This window comes from Streptomyces sp. NPDC057428, from assembly GCF_042803195.1.
Lineage (GTDB): Bacteria > Actinomycetota > Actinomycetes > Streptomycetales > Streptomycetaceae > Streptomyces.
On the sequence record NZ_JBHVCT010000030.1, the window covers coordinates 18,339 to 43,515 of the forward strand.

The 25,177-nt window shown below is 72.2% G+C and carries 22 protein-coding genes; 16 read left to right on the top strand and 6 right to left on the bottom strand.

Annotated features, from left to right (window positions below; genetic code table 11):
* Window positions 1–184: 184 nt before the first annotated feature.
* Entirely contained in the window at window positions 185–1,663 is a 1,479-nt protein-coding gene (locus ACFU5K_RS14635) for an amino acid permease (RefSeq protein ID WP_384060749.1), read from the top strand.
* Here ACFU5K_RS14635 and ACFU5K_RS14640 read toward each other — a convergent pair.
* On the bottom strand, window positions 1,611–2,069 hold the full coding sequence (locus tag ACFU5K_RS14640) for an ATP-binding protein (protein ID WP_384060752.1): 459 nt from the start codon (window positions 2,067–2,069) through the stop codon (window positions 1,611–1,613). The genes ACFU5K_RS14635 and ACFU5K_RS14640 overlap by 53 nt on opposite strands.
* Before the next feature lie 308 nt (window positions 2,070–2,377).
* Between ACFU5K_RS14640 and ACFU5K_RS14645 the strand changes: the two genes are divergently transcribed.
* The gene (locus ACFU5K_RS14645) at window positions 2,378–3,205 is read left to right on the top strand and encodes an enoyl-CoA hydratase family protein (RefSeq protein ID WP_384060754.1); all 828 of its coding nucleotides are present in this window, start codon (window positions 2,378–2,380) and stop codon (window positions 3,203–3,205) included.
* A gap of 4 nt (window positions 3,206–3,209) precedes the next feature.
* Window positions 3,210–5,552 carry a bifunctional salicylyl-CoA 5-hydroxylase/oxidoreductase gene (locus tag ACFU5K_RS14650; RefSeq protein ID WP_384060757.1) on the top strand — a complete coding sequence of 781 codons (2,343 nt, stop codon included), beginning with the start codon at window positions 3,210–3,212 and terminating at the stop codon, window positions 5,550–5,552.
* 9 nt (window positions 5,553–5,561) lie between these two features.
* On the opposite strand, the gene ACFU5K_RS14655 is transcribed toward ACFU5K_RS14650, so the two are convergent.
* From ACFU5K_RS14655 to ACFU5K_RS14665, 3 genes are read right to left on the bottom strand one after another with little or no spacing between them, the layout of a single operon-like run.
* Window positions 5,562–6,389, bottom strand: a complete 828-nt coding sequence (locus tag ACFU5K_RS14655; RefSeq protein WP_384060759.1) for a GNAT family N-acetyltransferase — start codon at window positions 6,387–6,389, stop codon at window positions 5,562–5,564.
* Window positions 6,390–6,443: 54 nt separating this feature from the next.
* The gene (locus ACFU5K_RS14660; protein WP_384060762.1) at window positions 6,444–7,262 is read right to left on the bottom strand and encodes a PaaX family transcriptional regulator C-terminal domain-containing protein; all 819 of its coding nucleotides are present in this window, start codon (window positions 7,260–7,262) and stop codon (window positions 6,444–6,446) included.
* Window positions 7,263–7,266: 4 nt separating this feature from the next.
* Window positions 7,267–8,886: an AMP-binding protein gene (locus tag ACFU5K_RS14665; protein ID WP_384060765.1), complete on the bottom strand. Its 1,620-nt coding sequence runs from the start codon at window positions 8,884–8,886 to the stop codon at window positions 7,267–7,269.
* A gap of 92 nt (window positions 8,887–8,978) precedes the next feature.
* Between ACFU5K_RS14665 and ACFU5K_RS14670 the strand changes: the two genes are divergently transcribed.
* The 10 genes from ACFU5K_RS14670 to ACFU5K_RS14715 all read left to right on the top strand — a co-directional run bounded on the left by ACFU5K_RS14670 (window position 8,979) and on the right by ACFU5K_RS14715 (window position 18,824).
* Complete coding sequence (locus tag ACFU5K_RS14670) at window positions 8,979–10,112, top strand: acyl-CoA dehydrogenase family protein (protein ID WP_384060768.1); 1,134 nt, start codon at window positions 8,979–8,981, stop codon at window positions 10,110–10,112.
* Window positions 10,109–10,510 (top strand): RidA family protein, encoded by a 402-nt coding sequence (locus ACFU5K_RS14675; protein WP_384060771.1) that lies wholly within the window; start codon window positions 10,109–10,111, stop codon window positions 10,508–10,510. The genes ACFU5K_RS14670 and ACFU5K_RS14675 overlap by 4 nt, the downstream gene beginning before the upstream one ends.
* A 247-nt stretch (window positions 10,511–10,757) precedes the next feature.
* Window positions 10,758–11,189 carry a (4Fe-4S)-binding protein gene (locus ACFU5K_RS14680; protein ID WP_384060774.1) on the top strand — a complete coding sequence of 144 codons (432 nt, stop codon included), beginning with the start codon at window positions 10,758–10,760 and terminating at the stop codon, window positions 11,187–11,189.
* A gap of 125 nt (window positions 11,190–11,314) precedes the next feature.
* Window positions 11,315–14,224: a Na+/H+ antiporter subunit A gene (locus ACFU5K_RS14685; RefSeq protein ID WP_384060776.1), complete on the top strand. Its 2,910-nt coding sequence runs from the start codon at window positions 11,315–11,317 to the stop codon at window positions 14,222–14,224.
* Window positions 14,221–14,952, top strand: coding sequence for a Na(+)/H(+) antiporter subunit C (locus ACFU5K_RS14690; RefSeq protein WP_384060779.1), 732 nt, complete (start codon window positions 14,221–14,223; stop codon window positions 14,950–14,952). The genes ACFU5K_RS14685 and ACFU5K_RS14690 overlap by 4 nt, the downstream gene beginning before the upstream one ends.
* Window positions 14,949–16,604, top strand: coding sequence for a Na+/H+ antiporter subunit D (locus ACFU5K_RS14695; RefSeq protein ID WP_384060781.1), 1,656 nt, complete (start codon window positions 14,949–14,951; stop codon window positions 16,602–16,604). Before ACFU5K_RS14690 ends, ACFU5K_RS14695 begins: the two co-directional genes overlap by 4 nt.
* Window positions 16,605–16,639: 35 nt before the next feature.
* Window positions 16,640–17,257 (top strand): Na+/H+ antiporter subunit E, encoded by a 618-nt coding sequence (locus ACFU5K_RS14700; RefSeq protein ID WP_384060783.1) that lies wholly within the window; start codon window positions 16,640–16,642, stop codon window positions 17,255–17,257.
* Window positions 17,254–17,586: a monovalent cation/H+ antiporter complex subunit F gene (locus ACFU5K_RS14705; RefSeq protein WP_384060786.1), complete on the top strand. Its 333-nt coding sequence runs from the start codon at window positions 17,254–17,256 to the stop codon at window positions 17,584–17,586. Before ACFU5K_RS14700 ends, ACFU5K_RS14705 begins: the two co-directional genes overlap by 4 nt.
* Window positions 17,583–17,978 carry a monovalent cation/H(+) antiporter subunit G gene (gene mnhG, locus ACFU5K_RS14710; protein ID WP_384060789.1) on the top strand — a complete coding sequence of 132 codons (396 nt, stop codon included), beginning with the start codon at window positions 17,583–17,585 and terminating at the stop codon, window positions 17,976–17,978. Before ACFU5K_RS14705 ends, mnhG begins: the two co-directional genes overlap by 4 nt.
* A 114-nt stretch (window positions 17,979–18,092) precedes the next feature.
* On the top strand, window positions 18,093–18,824 hold the full coding sequence (locus ACFU5K_RS14715) for a CDP-alcohol phosphatidyltransferase family protein (protein WP_384060792.1): 732 nt from the start codon (window positions 18,093–18,095) through the stop codon (window positions 18,822–18,824).
* Here the strand turns inward: ACFU5K_RS14715 and ACFU5K_RS14720 are convergent.
* On the bottom strand, window positions 18,793–19,242 hold the full coding sequence (locus ACFU5K_RS14720) for an adenylyltransferase/cytidyltransferase family protein (RefSeq protein WP_327113451.1): 450 nt from the start codon (window positions 19,240–19,242) through the stop codon (window positions 18,793–18,795). The two genes, ACFU5K_RS14715 and ACFU5K_RS14720, sit on opposite strands and share 32 nt — an antisense overlap.
* Window positions 19,243–19,361: 119 nt before the next feature.
* On the opposite strand from ACFU5K_RS14720, the gene ACFU5K_RS14725 reads away from it, so the two are divergent.
* Genes ACFU5K_RS14725 through ACFU5K_RS14735 form a run of 3 tightly spaced genes read left to right on the top strand, consistent with a single transcriptional unit; the run spans window position 19,362 to window position 23,601 of the window.
* Window positions 19,362–20,684: a glycosyltransferase gene (locus tag ACFU5K_RS14725; RefSeq protein ID WP_384060795.1), complete on the top strand. Its 1,323-nt coding sequence runs from the start codon at window positions 19,362–19,364 to the stop codon at window positions 20,682–20,684.
* A complete protein-coding gene (locus ACFU5K_RS14730) occupies window positions 20,681–22,363 on the top strand; it encodes a lipopolysaccharide biosynthesis protein (protein ID WP_384060796.1) in 1,683 nt (560 codons plus the stop codon). Before ACFU5K_RS14725 ends, ACFU5K_RS14730 begins: the two co-directional genes overlap by 4 nt.
* The gene (locus ACFU5K_RS14735) at window positions 22,360–23,601 is read left to right on the top strand and encodes a hypothetical protein (protein ID WP_384060798.1); all 1,242 of its coding nucleotides are present in this window, start codon (window positions 22,360–22,362) and stop codon (window positions 23,599–23,601) included. The genes ACFU5K_RS14730 and ACFU5K_RS14735 overlap by 4 nt, the downstream gene beginning before the upstream one ends.
* On the opposite strand, the gene ACFU5K_RS14740 is transcribed toward ACFU5K_RS14735, so the two are convergent.
* Window positions 23,570–25,111: a hypothetical protein gene (locus ACFU5K_RS14740; RefSeq protein ID WP_384060801.1), complete on the bottom strand. Its 1,542-nt coding sequence runs from the start codon at window positions 25,109–25,111 to the stop codon at window positions 23,570–23,572. The genes ACFU5K_RS14735 and ACFU5K_RS14740 overlap by 32 nt on opposite strands.
* Window positions 25,112–25,177 lie beyond the last annotated feature (66 nt).

Below are 25,177 nucleotides of genomic sequence, written 5' to 3' on the forward strand. Positions count from 1 at the left end.
ACGCTCAATTGGGTGAATATGCTGTCAAGTGGTTACCGTGGTGCCACCTGGTGGGGTTCGAGCTCGCACGCTCGGACCCCGTTTTCATGCGCCCGTTCCATGTCTTCGGCCGGAAGCGCTTCGTACGCCCGAGCCCCCCACAGGCTCAGCTCCACGTTCCACCAGAGAAGAGATCCGTCCCCCCATGAGTCCCCACACCCACGCCCCACGACGCCCCCCTTCCGGCTCGGGGGCGCGCATCAAGAGCCCCGCCCTGCTGCTCGCCGAGTCCGGAACCGACCTGGAGGGGCACGGCCTGCGGCGCACCATGGGCCTCTTCCAGCTCGTGTGCTTCGGGGTCGGTGCGATCGTCGGTACGGGAATCTTCGTCGGCCTGTCCGACAGCGTCGCCGAGGCGGGCCCGGCGGTCGTCGTCTCGTTCGTCCTCGCGGCGGTCACCTGCGTCTTCACCGCGTTCTCCTTCGCCGAACTCGGCGGCGCCATCCCGGTCTCCGGGAGCTCGTACTCCTTCGCCTACGCCACGCTGGGGGAGCGCGTCGCGTTCCTCGTCGGCTGGTGCCTGCTGCTGGAGTACGGCGTCTCGGTCTCCGCGGTCGCGGTCGGGTGGAGCCAGTACGTCAACGAGCTCCTGGACAGCCTCACCGGCTGGAACCTGCCCGCAGCGCTCTCATCGGGCCCGGCCGACGGCGGTGTGGTCAACCTGCCGGCGGTCGTCGTGATCATGATGGCGGCCACCCTGCTGGTACGGGGCATCCGCGAGAGCGCGGGCGCGACGGCGGCGATGGCGGTACTGAAGATCGGCATCCTGATCGCGTTCTGCGCGATCGCCTTCACCGCGTTCGAGGACGGAAACCTCTCGCCCTTCGCCTCCCACGGAATGGCGGGGGTCACCGCGGGCGCGTCGGTGGCCTTCTTCTCGTACATCGGCTTCGACGCCATCACCACCGCGGGCGAAGAGGTCAAGGACCCGCGCAGGAACATCCCGATCGCCATCATGATCTGCATCGGTCTGGTCACGCTGCTCTACTGCGCCGTCGCTCTCGGAGCCATCGGCGCCCTGGGCGTGGACGCCGTGGGGAACAAGCCGGCCGCGCTCTCGCTGGTCGTCGACAAGGTCACCGAATCGGACGTCGGCGGCGGGATCATCGCCTTCGGCGCGGTCGTCGCCATCGCGTCCGTCGTTCTCGTGGTGATGTACGGACAGACGCGGATCCTGATGTCCATGTCCCGCGACGGGCTCGTTCCCAGGGTCTTCGAGCGGGTGTCGCCGAGGACCCGGACGCCTGTCGCCAACACGTGGATCGTGGCGAGCGTCTTCGCGGTCCCGGCAGCCTTCTCGTCGCTGGACGTCGTCGTGAACCTGACGACCATCGGCACGCTCGCCACCATGGCGGTCGTGAACATCGCCGTCATCGCGCTGCGCCGCCGCAACCCCGAGCTGAAGCGCTCGTTCCGCGTGCCGCTCTACCCGGTCAGCCCGGTCCTGGGTGTCGGTTTCTGCGTGTACCTGATGTACGGGACCGGCTGGGGGACCTGGGTGCAGTTCGTGGTCTTCGTGGCGGTCGGCGCGCTGGTGTACGCGGTGTACGGCCGTCGCCGCTCCCGGCTGGTCAGTCCCGGGGAGCCGGGGGAGCGGGCGGAGTCAGGCCCGACGGCAGGGTGAACCAGACGGCCTTGCCCTGCTCCGTGGGGCGGTGACCGCAGGCGGAGCTGAGGGCGCGTATCAGCAGGAGTCCGCGGCCGTGCTCCTGCCACGGGTCCTGCGTGCTGCCGGGAATCAGCCCGGAGAGGTCGCCGGGCGGTTCGGGGCCGTGGTCGTGGACCTCCACCTGGCAGCCCGACGCCAGGAGCTCGACCACCAGCTCGATCGGCCCCGAGCCGTTGGTGTGCTCCACGGCGTTGGCGACCAGCTCGGCGGTCAGCAGCTCGGCGGTGTCGCTGTCCGCGGGCGCGTCCAGGTCCGCCAGCGCCGTGCGTACGAGGGCGCGGGCTATCGGCACGGCGGCCGTGGAGTGCGGCAGGGCCATGCGCCAGGAGGCGGGCTGGGGAGCGGGGGCGTCGGACGGCAAGGAGGGGGTTCCGTTCGGGAGCGAGACATCCGGCAGGGACTCGTGTTCGGGACTGCTGTGACAGGGGGGCCACGTCATCCGGCACCAGAGTGTACGGAGGTCCGTACCAGGACGTGCTGCGCTCAACCATACGAAGTGCGACACCCCAGACATAGAGGCTGCCGACCGGAGCAAAGGGGACTTTCGCCACACTCGTGCCATCCTGAGCCTCCTGGCGGCGGAGTATCGCGTACTCATGACGGAAGTCACGGATGAGTGATAGCTTCGAAGCGGATCAGCAGCAGCCCGACGGCTGGAGGGGACCTTCCATGAGTCCGTTCACCGGCTCCGCCCCGCGTACGGAGCGCTGGCGGCATCTGCGCCTCACCACGCACGACGGGGTGGCGACCGTCACGCTCGCCCGCCCCGAGAAGCTCAACGCGCTCACCTTCGGCGCCTACGCGGACCTCCGCGACCTGCTCGCCGAGCTCTCCCGGGAACGTTCCGTGCGCGCCCTCGTGCTCGCCGGTGAAGGTCGCGGATTCTGCTCAGGCGGTGACGTCGACGAGATCATCGGTGCCACGCTCGCCATGGACACCGCGCGGCTCCTGGACTTCAACAGGATGACCGGGCAGGTCGTACGGGCGCTGCGGGAATGCCCCTTCCCCGTGATCGCGGCCGTGCACGGGGTGGCCGCGGGCGCCGGGGCGGTCCTCGCCCTCGCCGCGGACTTCCGGGTCGCCGACCCCTCCGCCCGCTTCGCCTTCCTCTTCACCGCCGTCGGACTGTCCGGTGGCGACATGGGCGCCGCCTACCTCCTGCCCCGTGTCGTCGGCCTCGGCCACGCCACCAGGATCCTGATGCTCGGCGAGCCCGTCCGCGCACCCGAGGCGGAGCGCATCGGCCTGATCAGCGAGCTGACGGCGGAAGGGGAGTCCGGTGCCCGCGCGGACGCGCTGGCCCGGCGGCTGGCGGACGGCCCGGCGCTCGCGCTCGCGCAGACGAAGGCCCTGCTCACGGCCGAGCTCGACATGCCGCTCGCCGCAGCGGTGGAGATGGACGCCGCGACCCAGGCACTCCTGATGCACGGCGAGGACTACGCCGAGTTCCATGCCTCCTTCACCGAGAAGCGGGCCCCGAAATGGCAGGGCAGGTAGCCCGATGGCCACCTCGGACACGAGGCGGATCGCCGTCATCGGAGGCGGGCCCGGCGGGCTCTACGCCGCCGCGCTCCTCAAACGGCTCGGCCCGGGCCGGGAAGTCACCGTCTGGGAGCGCAACGCCCCCGACGACACCTTCGGCTTCGGTGTGGTCCTGTCCGACGAGACGCTCGGCGGCATCGAGCACGCCGACCCCGTCGTGTACCGGGCGCTGAGCGACGCGTTCGTCCGCTGGGACACCATCGACGTCGTGCACAGGGGTGCCGTCCAGACCTCCGGAGGCCACGGCTTCGCCGCCCTCGGCCGACGCACGCTGCTGCGGATCCTTCACGAGCGCTGCGCGTCGCTCGGGGTGCGGATCCACTTCCGGTCCCCGGCCCCGCCCGCCGCCGAACTCGCGGCCCACCACGACCTGGTCATCGCCGCGGACGGCGTGCACAGCGCGACACGTGCGGCCCACGCCCTCCACTTCCGCCCCACGGTCACCACGCACCGAAACCGCTACATCTGGCTGGCCGCGGACTTCGCGTTCGACGCGTTCCGCTTCGAGATCGCCGAGACCGAGTACGGCGTGATGCAGCTGCACGCCTATCCCTTCTCCCGTCCGTCGCCCGGCCATCGTCCGGGAGTCCCGGGGGAATCCGGCGCGTCCACCGTCATCGTCGAGATGCGCGAGGAGGTCTGGCGTGCCGCGGGCCTCGACACCTGCGACACCGCCGAATCCGCCGCACGCTGCGCCAAGGTCTTCGCCGACGCCCTCGGCGGCCGGCCGCTGCGCTCCAACCACTCCTCCTGGCTCACCTTCGCCACGGTGAGCAACGCACGCTGGTCGCACGGGAGTACGGTCCTCCTCGGCGATGCCGCCCACACCGCGCACTTCTCCATCGGCTCCGGCACCAAGCTGGCCGTCGAGGACGCGCTCGCCCTCGCCGCCTGCGTCGACGAACACCCCGCCCTGCCGGACGCCCTCGCCGCGTACGAGGAGGAGCGCCGTCCCGTCGTGCAGTCCACCCAGCGCGCCGCCGCCGCGAGTCTGCGCTGGTTCGAGGAGCTCCCGCAGTACGTGGACCAGCCGCCCCGGCGGTTCGCCTTCAACCTGCTCACCCGCAGCCGCCGCGTCACACACGACAACCTGCGTCTGCGCGACCCCGGGTTCACCGGAGCCGTCGAGGAGGAGTTCGGCTGCGCCCCGGGCACCCCGCCGATGTTCACCCCGCTCCGGCTGCGCGGACTCGAACTCCGCAACCGCGTCGTCGTCTCACCCATGGACATGTACTCGGCCACCGACGGTGTCCCGGGCGACTTCCACCTCGTCCACCTCGGCGCCCGCGCACTCGGCGGCGCCGGCCTGATCATGACCGAGATGACCTGCACGAGTCCCCAGGGCCGCATCACCCCCGGCTGCGCCGGCCTGTGGACCGACGAACAGGCGGACGCCTGGGCCCGAATCACACGCTTCGTCCACGACTCCGCCCCCGGTACCGCGATCGGCGTCCAGCTCGGCCACTCCGGCCGCAAGGGTTCCACCCGCCTGATGTGGGACGGCATCGACCAGCCGCTGGAGGAGGGGAACTGGCCGGTCAGCGCCGCGTCCCCCCTCCCGTACGCCCCGGGCGTCAACCAGGTGCCGAAGGCACTGGACGCCGGCGGACTGGCCCTGATCCGGGAGGAGTTCACCGAGGCCGCCAGGCGGGCCGCCCACAGCGGATTCGACCTGCTCGAACTGCACTGCGCCCACGGATACCTCCTCTCCGGCTTCCTCTCCCCGCTCACCAACCGGCGCACCGACGCCTACGGCGGGACGCTGGCGAACCGCCTCCGCTTCCCGCTGGAGGTCTTCGACGCCGTTCGCGCCGTGTGGCCCGCCGACCGGCCCATGACCGTGCGCATCTCCGCCACGGACTGGGCGGAGGGCGGCACGAGTGACGAGGACGCCGTGGCCGTGGCCCGTGCCTTCGCCGACCACGGTGCGGACGCCATCGACGTCTCCACCGGTCAGGTCGTACCCGAGGAACGCCCCGAGTACGGCCGCTCCTACCAGACCCCGTACGCCGACCGGATCCGCAACGCCCTCGACGTGCCCGTCATCACCGTCGGCGCCATCTCCTCCTGGGACGACGTCAATTCGCTGCTCCTGGCGGGCCGCGCCGACCTCTGTGCCCTGGCCCGTCCACACCTCTACGACCCGCACTGGACGCTGCACGCCGCCGCCGAGCAGGGGTACACGGGGCCCGGCGCCACCTGGCCGCTCCCGTACCGGGCGGGCAGCCGCACCCCGCCGACCGGTCGCACCGACGCCCCCAAGCCCCGGCTCACCCTGGACCGAGCAGCGACCCAGGTGTGATCCCGGCCGTCATTCCGGCTCCGCCGTGATCAGCAGCCGGTCGGAGACCGCCTCGTAACCGATGCGCCGGTACACGCCGTTGCTCGTAGGATTCGCGAGGTCCGTGAAGAGCAGCACCTCCCGGGCGCCCAGCTCCCGCGCCACACGGCCGACTTCGGCCGTGACCGCCGCCGCGTAACCGCGTCCACGGTGCTCCGGCGGTGTGTAGACGTTCGACACCCGCACGGTGTCCGCGATGCGTGGCGAGACGCCCGCCAGCGACACAGGGACCCCGTTGGCCTCCCAGAGCGTGATCCCGCCGCGCGCGGTGCCCGTGTCCACGATCCGCCCCGCGTGGTCGCCCGACTGCCCGGTCTCCTCGCCGAAGGCCCGGATCCACTCGACGAGCAGGTCACGGTCGGCGGTCGTGGCGGTTCTCGGTGCGCCCGCAGGAGCGGGGGAGGGTGGCATCGGTGTGCCCAGCCGGTACAGCCGTTGTTCCTGGTCGACACGGTGCCGGGGCCAGCGGGCGGCCAGCCGCAGGGCCGCGTCGCGGTCGGCGTTGATACCGGGCAGCGGCAGCGGCAGAGCTCCGGGCAGTTCGGCGACCGCTGCGGGGGCCGCGGTGCCCAGGAGGGGCAGGAAAGGGGGTGTGCGCACCAGGGTCCCGTCCACGGCACCGTCCGGCCCGCGCCACCAGCCCAGCACCGGCACCCCGGCGCCGTAGGCGTGCGGCCCGTGGTCGTGCAGGGTGGCGGTGACCGTCAGCACGAGGGTGTTCGCGGCGGGACGGGCGGCCAGCGATGCTCCGGCGGCGTCCAGGAAGACGCCGACGTCGTCGGTGAAGGTCCAGGTCATGCCTCATCGTGCGGTGTCGCACCACCTGCGGTCATCCCTATTTCGCCGTACGGCTCAGGGGCCGCGGCGTACGAATTCGGCCCCGGCGTCCCTGAGTCGCGCGTGCAGCCCCCCGAAGACCTCCGCCGACCGGCCGCCCGGCCAGTCCTCCGGCAGCAGTTCCCCGGGCAGCCCGGGGTCGGCGTAGGGCAGCCGGCGCCACGAGTCCAGCGCGCGGACGTAGTCCCGGTAGGCGTCCTCGGCACCGGGCGCCGCCCCGTCCCTCGCCTCCCAGGCGCGCAGCACCGGCTCCTGCTGGTCCAGGAAGTCCAGGTGCAGGCGGGCGATCGCCTCCAGGTCCCACCAGCGGGCCACCGCCTGGGCCGTCGGCGCGAACCCGAGGTGCTCGCCGCGGAACAGCTCGACGTACGGGGCGAGTTCGAGACGGTCCAGGGTGTGCCGGGTCTCTTCGTACAGCCCGGCGGGCGCGATCCACACGCCGGGTGCCGCCGTGCCGAAGCCGAGGTGGCCCAGGCGGGAGCGCAACAGGTGCCTCTTGTGGCGCTCGGCCTCCGGCACGGAGAAGACGGCGAGCACCCAGCCGTCCCCGGTGACCGGCACGGGGCGCCGGTAGATCCGCCGGTCGCCGTCGTCCAGCAGCTGTCGGGCGTCGGCCGACAGGGCGTACCCCGCGGCGCCGTCCGTCGTGCGGGCCGGCACGAGCAGCCCCCGGCGCTTCAGCCGCGAGACGGAGGAGCGTACCGCCGGGGCGTCGACACCGACCGCTTGCAGAAGACGGATCAGCTCGGACACCGCCAGCGGGGCGTCGGCCGGCAGGCGGCCGTAGGCGCCGTACAGGGTGACGATCAGGGAACGGGGAGTGTGCTCGGCCACCCGCTCACTCTAGATCGGGGCCGCCGCGCAGCCGGAACCGCTGCAGCTTTCCGGTGGGGGTCCTCGGCAGCGAGGGCAGGAACTCGATGGCGCGCGGGCACTTGTGCGGTGCCAGTTCGGCCTTCATGTGCGCGCGCAGGGCGTCGGCGTCCAGCAGGGCCCCGTCGCGCGCTACGACGTACGCCGCCACGATCTGGCCGCGCAGTTCGTCCGCACGGCCGACCACCGCGGCCTCGGCCACGTCGGGGTGGCGCAGGAGTGCCTCCTCGACCTCCGGGCCCGCGATGTTGTACCCGGCGGAGATGATCATGTCGTCGGCCCTGGCGACGTACCTGAAGTAGCCGTCGGGTTCGCGGACGTAGGTGTCCCCGGTGATGTTCCAGCCGTGTCGCACGTAGACCCGCTGGCGTTCGTCGGCGAGGTACCGGCAGCCGACGGGACCGCGCACCGCCAGCAGGCCTGGTTCACCGTCCGGCAGTTCCTCGCCGTCGTCGTCCACCACGCGTGCCTGCCAGCCGGGCACCGGGACGCCGGTGGTGCCGGGCCGGATCGCCCCGTCGGCCGCCGAGATGAAGATGTGCAGCAGTTCGGTGGCCCCGATGCCGTTGATGATGCGGAGCCCCGTGCGCTCGTACCAGGAACTCCAGGTCGCGGCCGGAAGGTTCTCCCCGGCAGAGACACAGCGCCGCAGCGCGGACAGGTCGTGGCCGTCGAGCGCGTCCAGCATCACGCGGTACGCGGTCGGGGCCGTGAACAGGATGGAGACCCGGTGGGCGGCGAGCGCGGGCAGCAACTGCTTGGGGCCCGCCTGTTCGAGCAGCAGCGCCGAGGCGCCGGCCCGCAGCGGGAAGATCACCAGGCCGCCGAGCCCGAAGGTGAAGCCGAGCGGCGGACTGCCGGTGAACACGTCGTCGGGGCCCGGCCGCAGGACGTGGCGGGCAAAGGTGTCGGCGACGGCCAGCACGTCGCGGTGCACGTGCATACAGCCCTTGGGCCGTCCGGTGGTGCCGGAGGTGAAGGCGATGAGGGCGACGTCGTCGGCGGCGGTGTCCACCGCCCGGTAGGGTCCCGGCCGGGCGGCGGTCAGGTGCGTGAGGTCGTCGGGGGAGCCGCCGCCGTACGTGGTGATGCGCAGCCCGGGTACCCCGGCGCCGGTCAGGTCGTCGACGGACCTGATGTCGCACAGGGCGTGGCCGACGCGGGCGATGGAGCAGATCGTGGCGAGCTCCGACGCCCGCTGCTGGGCGAGCACCGTGACGGCGATCGCGCCGGCCTTCATGACGGCGAGCCAGCAGGCGGCCAGCCAGGGGGTCGTGGGGCCGCGCAGCAGCACGCGGTTGCCGGGGACGACGCCCAGGTCGTGGGTCAGCACCTGGGCGATCCGGTCCACCCGGTCCAGCAGTTCCCCGTAGCTCCAGGAACCGCCGTCGGCGCTCCGGAAGGCAGGGCGGTCCGGGCCGAGGCGGTCCACGGTGCGGTCGAGCAGTTCGTGACCGCAGTTCAGGCGGTCCGGATAGACCAGTTCGGGTAGGTCGAAGACCAGCTCGGGCCACTCCCCGGCGGGCGGGAGATGGTCGCGCGCGAAGGTGTCGGTGTGCGCGCTCGCGGTACCTGACGGCTTCATGAAGCATCGCCCCCTTGTCGCCCCTGGAGCGTATCGTTTGGGTGACGGTAGTCAACGGTCCGCGATAAGTCGTGACAAGAGAGGCGCCGAATATGACGGCATTCTCCCTCGATCCCGGTCGAGCCGCCTGGTGCGACGAGCTGTACACCCTCGCCCGGGAGCAGTTGCAGCCCCTCGCCGACAAGGGTGAGCCCGGCCATGTGAACCGGCCGCTCATCGCGGCACTCGGCGGCCTCGGGCTTCTGGACCGGCTCCTCGGCTCCGGTGCACTCGAGCTCTGTCTGATGCGCGAGTCGCTCGCCCGCGGCTGCACCGAGGCGGAGACCGCCCTCGCCCTCCAGGGGCTCGGCTCCGGCCCGGTCCGGCGGGCGGGCACCCCCGCCCAGCGCGCGCGCTGGCTCCCCGAGGTGAGCGCGGGCCGCGCCGTCGCCGCCTTCGCGCTCAGTGAGCCGGGCGCCGGATCGGACGCGGCGGCCCTCGCCCTGGAGGCCCGGCCCGCCCCAGGCGGGGACGGATGGCGGCTGACCGGGGAGAAGTGCTGGATCTCCAACGCCCCCGAGGCCGACTTCTACACCGTCTTCGCCCGGACGGGCGAGGACGCGGGGGCCCGGGGGGTCACCGCGTTCCTCGTCCCCGCGGACCGGCCCGGACTCACCGGCCAGGCCATCGACATGCTCTCCCCGCACCCGATCGGATCGCTTGACTTCGACGGCGTACCCGTGGGCGCCGACGACGTGCTCGGGGAGCCCGGCCGGGGTTTCCGGGTCGCCATGGACACCCTGAACCTCTTCCGGCCGAGCGTCGGGGCGTTCGCCGTCGGCATGGCGCGTGCCGCTCTCGACGCCACCCTGGAACACACGGCGGACCGCGAGGCCTTCGGCGCACCCCTGAAGGACCTTCAGGCCGTCTCGCACCAGGTGGCCGAGATGGCCACGCGCACCGAGGCGGCCCGGCTCCTGGTGTACGCGGCGGCCGCCGCCCACGACGCGGGCGAGTCAGGCGTACCCATGCGCGCCGCCATGGCCAAACTGTTCGCCACCGAGACCGCGCAGTACGTCGTCGACGCCGCGGTCCAGCTGCACGGGGCGAAGGCGCTGCGACGGGGCCATCTGCTCGAACACCTCTACCGGGAGGTCCGCGCGCCCCGGATCTACGAGGGTGCCACCGAGGTCCAGCGCACCATCATCGCCAAGGAGCTGTACGCGAGCCAGGAGGCGTCCGTATGAACCCCCTCAGCCGGATCAACCCGGCCGAGCTCTCCCCGCCCACCGGCTTCTCGCACGCGGTCACCGCCACGGGCGGCCGGCTTGTCTTCCTCGCCGGCCAGACCGCGCTGGACGGTGACGGGAAGGTCGTCGGCACCACCCTGCCCGAGCAGTTCGAGACCGCACTGGGCAATCTGCTCACCGCCCTGCGAGCCGCCGGCGGTTCCCCGGCGGCCCTGGCCCGGGTCACCGTGTACGCCACCGACGTCGCCGGATACCGTGCCCACGCCGCCGAACTGGGCACGATCTGGAGGAGGCTGGCCGGCCGCGACTACCCGGCCATGGCCGTCATCGGGGTGGCCAGGCTGTGGGACGAGCAGGCCATGGTCGAGCTGGACGGCATCGCCGTGCTGGACTGACCGGAGGCATGCCGTGGAAGGCGTGGGCGTGCCGGTCGGGCCCATCGGCGAATCAGAGCATCTGACCTCCGCGAGGTACTCGGCTGGCAGGGGGCCGTGAGCTGAGCCGGGTCGCTCGAGGGCGAGGCACGATCGAGGGTGTGGCCGCTGCCGAAGTTGCGGTGTGTCCGTTTCGCACGGGTGGCGGGGCTCCGGTGACGGCGTGAGTCTGATGACGTAGGCATGTGTTTCCTCCGGAAGGTCCGGCGTGACCAGCGAACAGCCCCCGCCCCCCGCCGCCAGGTCGTACGACGGCGACGGCATCGTCGTGAGCTACGACGCGCACCGGTGTCTGCACGCGGCCGAATGCGTCCACGGTCTCCCGTCCGTCTTCGACGTCGCCCGCAGGCCGTGGATCATGCCCGGGCAGGCGTCGGCCGACGAGGTCGCCGATGTCGTCCGGCGCTGTCCGACCGGGGCGCTGCGGTACCACCGCACCGACGGCATGCCGGACGAGGTGCCCGATGCCCCCACCCGTGTCGCGATGCACGCCGACGGGGTGATCCATGTACGGGGCGACCTGGAGCTCGCGACGCCGGGCGGTCCGCTCCGGGAGACCCGCGTGATGCTGTGCGGCTGCGGGCGGACGGGGCGGGCGCCGTTCTGCGACCACAGCGGGGCGTGCGCCGACCACGGCTGAGCCGCCCCGCACCGGTGGCCCGCACCTCGCGCGGCGCGCCGGACGGGTGAACGGAGCTGGGGGATATATCTGTATTCGGTGCCCTTTGTTCAGCGTGTGCCCTTTGATACTCCGGTTCCTCAACCGTGATCGCGGTCGTGCTCGTCGTCTGCCACTTCGCGCTCGCCGCCTTCGCGAGCCCGCTGGTGCGCCGGACGGGCAGGCGCGCTTTCCTCGTCCTCGCACTGCCGCCCGCCGTCACGACCGTCTGGGCGGCCACCGAATGGGGTGACACGGCCGCCGGTGGAGCGATGACCTGGAGCTGGGAGTGGATCCCGGCGTACGACGTATTCCTCGCGCTGCGGCTCGACGCCCTGGCCGAACTGATGGTGCTGCTGGCCGCCGGCATCGGCACACTCGTCCTGCTCTACTGTGCGGCCTACTTCACCGACGACTCACCGAAGCTCGCCCCCTTCGCGGGCAACCTGCTCGCCTTCACCGGTGCGATGCTCGCCCTGGTGCTCGCGGACGACCTGATCTCCCTCTACGTGTTCTGGGAACTGACCACGGTCTTCTCCTACCTGCTGATCGGCCACGGCAGCGAACGCAAGCAGAACCGCAGGTCCGCCCTCCAGGCGCTCACCGTCACCACGCTCGGCGGACTGGCCATGCTGGTCGGCTTCCTGATCATCGGCCGGGCCGCCGGCACCTACCGCATCTCCGCGATCGTCGCCGATCCACCCGACACCACCCTCGCCCTGTCGGTCGCCATCGCCCTCGTGCTGTGCGGGGCCCTCTCGAAGTCCGCCATCTGGCCGTTCAGTCTCTGGCTGCCGAACGCCATGGCCGCGCCCACCCCGGTCAGCGCCTACCTGCACGCCGCGGCCATGGTGAAGGCCGGCGTCTACCTGGTTGCACGACTCGCCCCCGGCTTCGCCGACGTCCCGCTCTGGCGGCCCGTGGTCCTGGTGCTCGGCGGGGCGACCATGCTGCTCGGGGGATGGCGGGCGCTGCGCCTGCACGATCTGAAGATCGTGCTGGCCTACGGCACGGTCAGCCAGCTCGGCTTCCTGGTCCTGCTCGCGGGGGCGGGCAATCGCGACGCCGCACTCGCGGCGGTCGCCATGATCCTGGCCCACGCACTCTTCAAGGCCGCACTGTTCCTCGTCACCGGCATCGTCGACCACGCCGCCGGTACCCGGGACCTGCGCAGACTCTCCGGGCTCGGACGCTCGATGCCGCTGGTGTGCGCGACGGCGGTGCTCGCCGCCGCGTCCATGGCCGCCCTGCCTCCCTTCCTCGGTTTCGCCGCGAAGGAAGCCGCCTTCGAAGCGCTGCTCGACGGCGACACCTTCGACCGGTGGATGCTGGCGGTCACCGTCGCCGGCTCGGTGCTGACCGTCGCGTACACGCTGCGTTTCGTCTGGGGCGCCTTCGCGCGCAAACCCGGCGTCGACGACACCCCCGTACACCGGGTCCCAGCCGCCTTCCTCGCCCCGCCCGCCCTGCTCGCCGTGGCCTGTCTCGTGCTCGGCCCCGGCGTTGGCTGGACCGACCCGCTGCTCAGCGCCTACGCCGACGCGTTCCCGGCCCCGGCCCACCCCTACCACCTGGCGCTCTGGCACGGCTTCGGGACGGTCCTGCTCCTGTCGGCCGTGGCCTGGGCGGCGGGTGCCCTGCTCTTCACCGGACGCACCACCGTAAACCGGATCTCCCGGCGGGTCGCATGGCCCACCGCCGACAGCGTCTTCGGTCACCTCCTGCTCGGCCTGGAACGCCTGGCCCTCCAGGTCACCGGGTTCGTCCAGCGGGGCTCGCTCTCCGTCTACCTCGCCACCACCCTGCTCGTGATGCTTGCCGGACAGCTGGCGGTCCTGTTCACCGACCGCCCCTGGGACGGCGCCGTCGCGCCCCGGGCGTGGGACAGCCCGCTCCAGGCCGCCATGGCGGTGCTGACCTGTGCGGCCGCCCTGTGCTGTCTCACCGTCAGCCGCCGCATGAAGGCCGTGGTGCTGGCCGGACTCACCGGTTACGGGGCCGCGCTGCTCTTCGTCGTACAGGGGGCACCCGACCTGGCACTCACGCAGTTCTGCGTCGAGACCGTGTCGATGATCGTGTTCGTGCTCGTCCTGCGCCGGATGCCCGTGCACTTCCAGGAGTCCGTGAGCCCCTGGCGGCGGGCGGTGCGCGTCCCCGTGGCTCTGGGCGCCGCGGCGACGCTGGGAGTCTCCCTGTGGGTGGTGGCCTCCGCCCGCGTCGCGCCCTCGGCGGGCGCGGCGATGGTCGAGGAGACTGCCCACCACGGCCTGAAGGACGTCGTGGCCACGATCCTGGTCGACCTGCGCGCCTGGGACACGATGGGGGAGTCAGCGGTGCTCGCCGCCGCAGCGATCGGCGTGACCAGCCTCATCTACCTGCACCGCCGCAGTGAGATCTCCATGAGCAGGGAGGAACTGCGCGGGGACACCGCATGGTCGCTCCACAGCACCCCGCTCACCGGCCTGCCCCAGGGAGACGACACGGCCCCCGAACGCAGCTGGCTGGCCGCCGGGGACACCCTCGCGCCCGAACACCGCTCCGTCGTCTTCGAGGTGGTGGCCCGGCTGCTCTTCCACCCGATCCTCGTGCTCTCGCTGTACCTGCTGTTCTGCGCCGAGAACATGCCGGGCGGCGGGTTCGTCGGCGGCCTCGTCGCGGGGCTCGCCCTGATCACCCGATACCTGGCCGGGGGCCGCTTCGAGCTCGCGGAGGCCGCACCGCTCCAGCCGGGGCTGTTCACCGGACTCGGCCTGTTCCTCTCGACCGGGGTCGCCCTGAGCGGTCTCGTCGACGGGACGGTGTTCCACGCGTTCGTGTACCACGGCCACCTGCCGGTCCTCGGCGACTACCACATCGGCACCCAGGTCGTCTTCGACTGCGGTGTGTACCTCCTTGTCCTGGGCGTGGTCCTGGACATCGTGCGCGCGCTGGGAGCGAAGGTCGACCGGCAGATCGAGCGGGCGGCGGGCGCGCTCGCGCCGGCGCCGGACACCGGCACGGGAGGCACGAGCCGATGACCGTCAGTGTCTCGCTGCTCCTCACCGCCGTCGTCCTGTGCGCGGTCGGCGGCGTCCTCATGCTCACCCGGCCTCTGACCCGCATCCTGCTCGGCGCGGTGATCGCGGGCAACGGCATCAACCTGCTGGTGCTCTCCGCGACCGGCTCGGCGGGCGAGGCACCGCTGCTCTACGGGGTCGCGCTGCGCCGGGTCACCGACCCGCTGCCCCAGGCCATCGCGCTGACCGCCATCGTCATCACCCTCGCGACCACCGCGTTCCTGCTGGCCATGGCGTACCGCAGCCATCAGCTGACGGGCACCGACGAGGTCCACGACGACCTGGAGGACCGGCGCATCGTGCTGCGGGCCGAGGTACGGGGCGAGTGGGCCGAGCTCCGCGACGAGTACAGGTCGGAGTCCGAGCGGACGCCGCAGGACCGCGACCGCTACCGCGAGGAGCGCGGCCGGCTGCGGGCCAGGCTCCGGGCCGACCGTGCTCTGCAGGCCAGAGGGCGGGACGCCACGGGCGATCTGTGGCACGACGTCGTGGGTGCCGACCCGGGGGACTACCCCACCGCAGCCGCCCCGGCGGCGCGGCCCGCAGACACCGCCCCGGGCGCCGGTGCCCACGACACGGGGGCCGATCCGGGAGCAGACCCCGCGCAGGACGGCCCCGGCCCCGACCCCTCGGATCCTGGCCCCTCCGGTCCCGACCCCTCCGACCCCGACCGAGGAGGCGCCGCATGAACGCGCTCGTCCCGCTGCCGGTGCTGCTGCCGCTCTGCGCCACGGGGCTCAGCCTGGCGTTCGGTACCCGGCTCGCCCGGTTCCAGCGGTTCATCAGTGTCGCGGTGCTCACGGCCGTGCTCGGCCTCTCGGTCGCGCTGATGATCGCGGCGGACCGCCAGGGTCCCCTCCACGTCGACCTCGGCGACTTCGCACCGCCGCTCGGCATCACCCTGGTCGCCGACCGGCTGTCCGGACTGATGCTCACGGTCTCGTCGGCCGTCACGCTCTCCGTCCTGGTCTACTCGCTGGGCCAGGGCATGTCGGACCGCGACAAGGAGACTCCGGTCGCCGTCTTCCACCCCGCCTACCTGATCCTGGTGGCCGGGGTGTCCTGCACGTTCCTCGCCGGAGACCTCGTCAACCTCTACGTCGCGTTCGAGATCATGCTGGTCGCCAGCTTCGTCCTGCTGACCCTCGGCGGCACCGGTCCGCGGATCCGGGCGGGCTCCACCTACGTCATCATCTCGCTGTTCTCGTCGATGCTCTTCCTGACGGCCATCGCCATGACCTACGCCGCCACCGGCACCGTCAACTTCGCCCAGCTGGCCGCGCGGCTGCCCGAACTCCCCCTCGGCGTGCAGACCCTGATCCAGGCGATGCTGCTGACCGTCTTCGCCGTCAAGGCCGCGGTGTTCCCCGTCGCGGCCTGGCTCCCCGACTCCTATCCCACGGCGCCCGCACCCGTCACCGCCGTCTTCGCGGGCCTCCTGACCAAAGTGGGCGTCTACTGCATGCTCCGGACGGAGACCCTGCTCTTTCCAGGCAACCGCCTCGGCGACCTGCTGCTGGCCGTGGCGCTCGTCTCGATGATCGTGGGCATCCTGGGCGCGGTCGCCCAGACTGACCTGAAACGGCTGCTGTCCTTCACCCTCATCAGCCACATCGGCTACATGGTCTTCGGTATCGGCCTCGCCACCCGGGCGGGGTACGGCGGGGCGATCTTCTACGTCGTCCACCACATCACCGTGCAGACCACGCTCTTCCTCGTCGCCGGGCTCATCGAGCGCCGCGGCGGCACCAACGAACTGACCCGCATCGGCGGGCTGGCCAAGGCTGCCCCCCTGCTCGCCGTCCTCTTCTTCATCCCCGCGATGAACCTCGCCGGCATCCCGCCGTTGTCCGGCTTCATCGGCAAACTCGGCCTCATGCAGGCCGGTGTCGCCGACGGCGGCGTCTGGGCCTGGATCCTCGTCGCAGGCGCTTCCGTGACGAGCCTGCTCACCCTGTACGTGATGGCCAAGGTCTGGAACCTGGCCTTCTGGCGCACCGAGCCACCGGACCAGGCGGCCTACGGCACGGTTCTCGAGGATGCCGAAGACACCGGCGACGATGACGCCGACGCCGGACCCGACCGGATGCCGGGCACCGGGGACGAAGGCGTCGGGGGGCTTCCCGTGCCGGCCGGCCAGACCCTCACGGCGAGCCTGCGCGGACGCGCGGTGACCACGACCACCAAACCGCCCCGGGCCATGGCCGCGGCCACCGCCGGAGCCGTCGCGCTCGGCCTCGCGTTCACCGTGCTGGCCGGCCCGCTGACCACCTTCACCGACCGGGCGGCGGCCGAGCTCATCGCGCGCACGCCCTACACGCAGGAGGTGCTCGACCGGTGAGGCGCTTGTTCACCCTGTCCCGCGGAAACCCCGAAATGCCGCTCTGCAGCGTCGAGTTCGCCGGACGCGGACGCCGGGTACTCGACCTTCCGCTGATCGCGTGGCTCACCCTGATCTGGGTGCTCCTGTGGTCCACGATGACCTGGGCCAACGTCCTGACGGGAGCCGTCGTGGCGGTCGCCGTCTGCCTCGCCTTCCCGCTGCCCCAGGTCGATCTCGGTCTGCGGCTGCACCCCTGGGGCATCCTGGTGCTCTCCGGATACCTGCTGTACGACATGTACACCTCCGGCGTGAAGGTCACCCGGCAGATCTTCTCCGGCCGTCCGCACAGGCCCGCCGTGATCGCCGTACCGCTGCGCTGCCGCAGCGACCTGATGCTCGCCGCGACCGCCGTCACGGTGTCCAACGTGCCGGGCGGTGCGGTCATCGAGGTGCGCCGGGCCACCGCCACGCTCTTCCTGCACGTGCTCGACGCAGACCGGCCGGAGGAACTGGCCGCCGCACGGCGCTCGGTCTGGCGACTGGAACGCCTGACGGTGCGGGCGTTCGGCACGCGTGACGAGATCCGGAGGGTGGCCGGCCCGCCGCCGGGCCACGAGTCGTCCGACGACATGGAAGGCGACATGGAAGGCGACACGGAGGACGGGACATGAGCGCACCCGAGACCGTCGACCGGGTCCTGCTGACCGCCGCCGTCGTGGTGCTCGTCGTCGCGGGAGCGCTGATGTTCTACCGGGCCTGGCGCGGCCCCTCCATGCTGGACCGGGCCATCGCGCTCGATGTCATCGCCGCCCTGATCATTGCCGGGCTCGGCGCCAAGTCGGCGCTGGCACGCGATGCGTTCTACTTCTCGATCATGCTGGTGCTCGCCTTCCTCGGCTTCACCGGATCGGTGGGCATCGCCCGCTTCATCGCCGTACGCGACCGGCCGCCGTCGCGACCGACGCCCGGCCGCAATGCCGACGAGGAGGGATCCGGATGAGCATCTGGGTGCAGATCAGCGGCACCGTGGGGGCCGTTCTGGTCCTGGTCGGCGCGGCGATCTGCCTGCTCGGCGTCGTAGGGATGCTGAAGCTCCCCGACGTCCTCTCGCGCAGTCACGCCGCGACCAAGCCGCAGACCCTGGGGCTGCTGCTGGTGCTGGCCGGTGTGGCGCTGCGGCTGCGCAGCGGCATGGACCTCGCGACGCTGGGCCTCATCGGCTTCTTCCAGCTGTTGACCGGGCCGGTCGCCGCGCACCTGGTGGCGCGGTCCGCCTACCGCACCGGCCAGATCGAGCACGCCGAGCTGCTGCGCGACGATCTGGACCGGCAGCTCACGGAGCGTGCGCCCGAGCGGGGCCCGGGGCCGGAGCGCGGCACCGGGGCGGACTGAGCCGCCCCGGCCGCCCGGATGCGGTCAGGAGACCTGATCTGCCGCGTACCCGCGCCCCGCGGGCCGTTCGTCTGCCATGATGCAGCGATCGCTGTGGCCGGCGCTGGGGGGCGTATGGAAAGCACGGGTACGGTGCTGCGCGAGTTGCGCGGCGCACAGAAGACGTCCAAGGGCGTCTCGCTCTATTCGCGGTACGTGAACCGCCCGGCCGGACGGGTGCTCGCCGCCGGTGCGTACCGAGCGGGACTGACGCCCAATCAGGTCACGCTCGTCAGTGCCGGGTTCACCTTCGCCGCCATCGCCGCGGTGGCACTGTCCGAACCGTCCTGGCGGCTCGGGTTCCTCGTCTGGGCGGGCCTGGCGGTCGGCTTCGCCTTCGACTCGGCGGACGGGCAGCTCGCCCGGCTGACGGGGCGCGGCGGCCCCGACGGGGAGTGGCTGGACCATGTGGTGGACTGCGCCAAGCTGATCCTGGTCCACAGCGCCGTACTGATCTCCTTCCACCGGTTCGGCCCGCTGCCCGGGGACGCGTGGCTGCTGCTGCCGCTCGCCTTCCTGTTCGTCGCCGTGCTGACGTTCTGCGCCGGACTGCTGCGTGAGCAGCTCGGGAAGGCGGCGGCCCGCACCGCCCCGGGGCCCGCCGGTCCCGCGGCGCCGGTGTCCTCGGTGCGGGCCGTGGCGCTCCTGCCCGCCGACTACGGCGTCTTCTGCCTGGTCTTCCTGCTCCTCGGCGCGCCCGGGGCCTTCCGCGCCGGGTACGCCCTGCTCGCGGCCGTGCACGCCGTGTTCCTGGTGGCGTTCCTGGCCAAGTGGTTCAGGGAGCTGAGAGCGCTCCGGGCCGGCTGACGAGCACGTCCAGTGCCCGGCGCAGCTGGGTGCTGGACGTGTGCACCGTGTACGGGAAGTAGACGACCTCCACCCCGACCTCGGCGAAGTCCCGCTCCAGACGCTCACCCTTCTCCGTGCCACGCCAGTCGTCGCCCTTGAAGATGACGTCGAAGCGGACCTGCTGCCAGGTCTCGACCTTGTCCGGAACGGTCTCCACGAATGCCGCGTCCACATGGCGCACGCTGCGCACGATCTCCAGCCGCTCCGGCAGCGGGATCACCGGCTTGTGGCCCTTGGCGAGCGCGGCCATCTCGTCGGAGACGACCCCGGCCACCAGGTAGTCGCACTGGCTGCGGGCGTGCCGCAGGATGTTCAGGTGGCCGACGTGGAACAGGTCGTACACCCCCGGTGCGTAACCGACTCTGTGCTGCACCATCCGTTCTCTCCCCCCACGGTGGAACTGGTGCAACGACCTTACTGTGAAGAACACTTGTGCAACCCGTGAACGGATAAGCTCGAAGGAGAGGCTGTTCCGGGGGGGAAGGCGATCATCCGTTGTCCGCTGCTGAGCATCAGAGACCGTTCGAAAACCGCCACCTTCTCGTGGTCTCCACCAACTACGCACCCGAGCTGACGGGCATAGGCCCGTACGCCACGCAACTGGCGGAGCACTGGGCGGCGTCGGGGGCCAGGACCGAGGTCCTGACCGGCATGCCGCACTACCCGGCCTGGCGCGTGGACGAGGAGTACCGGGGGGCGTGGCGCCGGGTGGAGGAGCGCCGGGGGGTGCGCGTGCACCGTCGCCGCCATTACGTGCCGTCACATCAGACCGCGCTGAGACGGGGCCTGTTCGAGGGGTCCGTGCTGCTCCACGGCATCCTCGCCCCGCCTCCGGGGCGGCCCGACGCGGTGATCTCCCAGATGCCGAGCCTCGCGGGCGGGGTCATCGGCGCCTGGCTGGCGCGCCGCCACCGCGTCCCCCACATACCCGTGGTCCAGGACCTGATGGGCGCCGCCGCCGCGCAGAGCGGAATCCGGGGCGGTGGCCGTGCAGCGGTCGTCGCCGCACGTGCCGAGCGCCACGCACTGAGCGGCGCCGCACTCGTGGGCGTCATCCACGAGAGCTTCGTGGAGGGGGTCACCGCCCTCGGCGTCGACCCCGGCCGCATCCGTGTCGTCCCCAACTGGACGCATGTGGGGAGCCCTTCGGGTGACCGGGCCGCCACCCGTGCCCGGCTCGGGTGGCCCGAAGGCACCCCTGTCGTACTGCACTCGGGGAACATGGGCCTCAAGCAGGGGCTCGACGTGCTGGTCGCTCTTGCGGGGCTGGCACCGGACGTGCGGGTCGTGCTCATGGGCGACGGCAACCAGCGCGAGGCGCTGCGCGCACTCGCCGGGGGACTGCCCAACATCGACTTCCTGCCGCCCGCGGGCGCGGGCGACTTCACCGACGTACTCGCCGCCGCCGATGTGCTCGCGGTCACCCAGCGGGCCTCCGTGCTCGACATGAGCGTGCCGTCGAAACTCACCTCGTACTTCGTCTCGGGACGTCCCGTCGTCGCCTCCGTGGCAGGCGAGGGCGGAACCGCCGACGAGGTGCGCCGCTCCGGTGCGGGGGTGCTCGTCGCCCCCGAGGACCCGGCCGCGCTCCTCGGCGCCGTACGGGAACTGACCGCCGATCCCGCCGCGGCGGACACGCTGGGGGCGCACGGCCCCGGCTACGTCGCACGGCACCTGGGCAGGGAGGCGGGCCTGGCCCGCTTCGACGCGCTGCTCACCGAAGCGCTCGCGGACGCGACGTCCGGGGGCTCACGACCCGGCGACGGACCGGTCGGGGGCGTACGCGCAGGGGAAGCACAAGGGAGACCACGCCGATGAGCCATTCGATCCGCCCGCTGGACGACCAGGACGAACCGGCGCTGCTGCGCGATCAGTTCCGTCAGCTCCTGCGCTACCGCACCCTGCTCGCCGGCGGTGTCCTCGTCGGCCTGCTCGGCGGCGGCTTCCTCGCGCTGAGCGGCGACGACACCTACACCGCGACTGGCGAGGTGCAGGTGCGCTCCGCGACCGCCGACCCGTTCGCCACCGGCGCCTCCGCCGACAAGGGCATCAACATCGGCTCCGAACGGCAGACCGCGGTGAGCGACACCGTCGGTGTGCTGGCGGCGGGGTCCCTGCTCAAACAGGGCGACGACGTCACCGCCCGCAAGCTGCTGTCCGGCCTCCAGGTGACCAACCCGCCCAACACTCTCACCCTCCGCTTCTCCTACACCGGGGCGACTCCCGAGCAGGCACGCTCCCGCGCGGAGGCCCTGGCCAACGCCTACCTGGCACACCGCAGGTCGCGGACCCAGGAGAGCATCGAGAACATGGCGGACGGCTACCGCGCCCAGCTCGAACCCTTGGAGGACAAGCGCGACCTGCTGGAGGAGGGAGCCGACGCCACGGACGACGTGAGCAGTGCCCGGGCCAACATCATCGTCTCCATCTCCGAGCTGACCCGGAAGATCTCCGAGCTCAGGGCCCTCGACACCACCCCCGGCTACCTCAACAAGAAGCCGGTGGCACCCACCTCGCCCACCGGTGCCGGAATGCCGCTGCTCCTGGGTCTCGGCGCGGTCGTCGGCCTGGCGCTGGGACTGCTGCTCTCCTGGGTGCGCCTCGTCTTCGACCCCGCCGTACGGTCCCCCCGCGAGCTCGTCCGCTCGCTCGGTGCCCCGCTGCTCGGCACCCTGCCCCGGGAACGCGCCGCCGCCGGCACACTGCTCGCGATCGGGCGCAGCGGATCCCGGCTGGCCGAGGAGTACCGAGCGGTCGCCTTCCGGCTGGCCTACGACCCGTCGTTCGCGGAGAGGCGCCGCCTCCTGGTCACGGCCCCCCGGGGCGACAACGCCGCGGCGGCGGCGGCCGCGGTCAACTTGGCGGCCGCCTTCGCCGAGATGGGCCGCGACGTGCTGATCGTCGAGGCCGACCTGCGCACCCCGTCCCTGGCGCGCGATCTGGGCTCGTCGGCCCACGAGGTGCGGCCGCCGCGCTGGGCGGCCGAGGAGGGCGACGGCAGTTGGCCGACGGGTGCCCGCTTCAACGTGGACGTGCCCGGCTCCGGCGCGTTCGCGCTGATCGCCGGGGTCACCGCGGACAACGTCCCGCGCGCCCTCACCTCGGCACCGGTCGGCCGCATCGTCGCCGAGGCGGACCGCCCGGGCACCGTGGTCATCGTGCTCGCGCCGCCGGTGCTGTCGTACGCCGACGCGGTCGCCCTGGTCGACCGGGTCGAGGGTGTCATGATCGTCTGTGACCCGCGCGATGTGCACCGCAGCGACCTGGAACGCATCCGGGAGATCATCGGAGCCTCCGGCGGCTCGGTGCTCGGCGCCCTGCTCCACTCCGGCCGGGGCCGGCTGGGACGCGCGGAACACCGGACCGAGCCCGGCCGGCGCAGGGGCGGCCGGGGGCCGGGCGCTCCGGCCCTCGAAGCGGACGCGCCGGAGGTCACCGGGAATCCGGACGAGACCATGGGGCTGCGCTCCTTCACGCTCCCGGGGGCGCGGAGTTGAGAGCCCGTACCGCGATCTTCTGCTCGGTCGCGGACCAGGGCGTGGCGGCGCTCACCAACATCCTGGTGCTGGTGGCCGCCGCCCGGCTCTCGACCGTGGCCGACTTCGCCCGCTTCTCCGCGGTCTACCTCGTCTTCACGGTGCTGCTGGGTGTCTCCGGCGCGTACACCGGACAGCCGCTGGTCCTGCGGCGCGGTGCGGGCGAGGACACCAGGGGTGCCTGCCGCTCGGCCGCCGTGTTCACCGTCGGGGCCTCGGCCGCCCTCGGCGGGCTGCTCGCCGCCGTCTGCCTGCTCGTCCCGGGTGACACCGCCCGCGCCCTCATGATGCTAGGCCTCGTCCTGCCCGTCGTCCTGGGGCAGGACGCCCTGCGCTACGCCTTCTCCACCCTCCGACGGCCCCATCTCGCCCTGGGCGCAGACGTGTTGCGGCTGGCCTGCGTCCTCGGTGCGCTGTCCGTCCAGGAGTACGGGGCCACCCCCGCCCGGCTGATCCTGGTCTGGGGCCTGTCCGCGCTGCCCGCCCTGCTGCTGTCGGCCGTCCTGCTGCACCGAGCGACCGCCGGTACTCCACTGCTGCTGGGCCCGCTGCTGCGGCGCGGCCACCTCGGGCAGCGCTTCGTCATCGAGTTCGGGGTCGGCAACGCGACCAGCCAGCTCTCCGTCCTCGGCCTCGGCGCCGTCGCCAACCCCCTCCTGGTCGGTGCCCTGCGCGGGGCGACCACCCTGTTCGGCCCGCTCAACGTCCTGTTCACCTCCGCCACGTCCTTCGGCCCGCCGCTGCTGAGCCGTATCGGCGACGAGCGGCGCCGGACACGGACCACCGCGGGACTCGCCGCCGTCCTCGCCGCCACGGCCGCGCTCTGGGCCACCGGACTGGCCCTGCTGCCCGAGGCGGCGGGACGCGAACTGCTCGGCGACACCTGGCCCGCGGCCGCCTCCTTGCTCCCGGCGACCGGCAGCCAGTACGCGGCGATGGCCGTGGGCACCTGCGGTCTGCTCGCCCTGCGCATGCTCGACCCGCGTACCACGCTGAGTATCCAGGTGGTCTTCTCGCTCACCGCCGTGGCGTTCATGGCAGGGGGCTACGCCCTCGGCGGCGTCCCCGGAGCCGCCTGGGGCCTGTGCCTCGGATCGGTCTGCAAGGCCGCCGCCACCTGGACCCGGGTAGCCCTGCTGCGCCGCCGGGCCCCGGTGGAGCGGACCGTCAGCGCCGGCGCACTGCCCTCTGCTCCCTGAACGTGGTGATCAGCACCAGGCACAGGGCGGCGATCGCCAGCTTCCCCGCGGCCTGGAGCAGCGGACCGCGCAGCAGGATGAAGGTGTACCCGGCGAGCAGCGGCGCCGCGATCGCCAGCACACTGCCCGGGCCCGGACCCGCCCGTGTGACGGCCAGGGCGTATTTGCGGTCGGTGCGGGCCGCCGCGTAGCCGATCAGCGCGAGGCCCCCGATCATCCCGGACGCGCCGAAGTCGACCCAGAACTCGGTCCACAGCGGAGCCGACAGGTTGGTCATGTTCATCCCCATCCACTCGCCCACCCGGACCCCGGTGTCCTCGGGCTTTCCGCTCCACACCGCCCGGGGGACGAAGAAGAGCGCGGAGCCCGCGAGCTGACGGCCGTAGGTGTGGCCCCGGGTATCGACCCAGGAGATGGTGTTGGCGAACATCACCATCTGGTCGTAGTCCTTGGTCACCAGCGGCTCGAAGACCGAGGCCGACTGCGCGGGCCGCTTTCCTTCGTCGTCGTACCGGAACTTGTCCGCGTACGGGAACACCACCAGCGCCCCCATCACCCCCGTCGCCAGCACCGTGCGGTAGACCGCCGCACTGCTCGGGAGGGCGGTGAACACGAACGCCATCAGTACCGTCAGGAACCAGTAACGGGCGTTGGATATGGGGTTGTTCACCACCAGATTGACCGCCGCGAGCACCGCCCACACCAGGGCCGTCGACGGGGAGCGCCGCGCCCGGCGCGAGGTCACCAGGCGCCGGGTGTAGAAGAGGAACGCCAGCAGCGCGGGGACGGTGCCGAAGCCCTTGAGGAACGCCGAGCCCACATTGGACCCCTCCGCGGCGACCCCGCTCGCCGCCACGGTCTCGTTGATCTCCTGCCGGCTGGAGAAGAAGACCGCGGGCCCGCCCAGCTTCATCACGTAGAACGCACTCGCCACGAACGCCACCAGCACCAGCAGCCGCAGCCGCAGCGGATGGGCCACGGCCGGTCCTCCGCCCGAGCTCCGCGCGGAGGCCGGACGCCTCCGCAGCGGCCGGCGTGACGCCAGCAGCGCCCCCAGGTCGTAGGCGGCGCACCCCACCAGGACCATCGCGGTGGCCGTGATCAGATCCTGGCGCGGTCCCACCATCGGCGTCGGCGTCTGCCCGATCACCACCTGGGCGAACGGCGCCACGCCCATCGCGATGTACACGAACATCCAGAAGACGCCCTGGAGCAGCCGCCGCCGGGTGGAGAGGATCATCGTCGCCAGCCGGGCGCCCGCATAGCAGGTGAGCACCAACTGGAGCCAGTACGCGGTGTCCCGGACCCCGTTGCCGGGCTGGGCGGCGATCACCGCGGGCAGGAAGCACACCAGGCCGAGGATCAGCGGCACGGACAGGGCTCGCGACAGCATCGACCAGACGATCGGCCGCTCGGGCGGCTCCGGGACACCGCCCCCGGCCCGTGCCCACTCCGGACGCGCGACCACGCGGGCGGCCTGCTCCTGCGCCGATGTGTGCACCGACGTCATGCGCCCCCCCGGGATCAGTGAACCGCTGAACACTGTAACGAATCAGCCCACTTGAGGGGGCGCGAT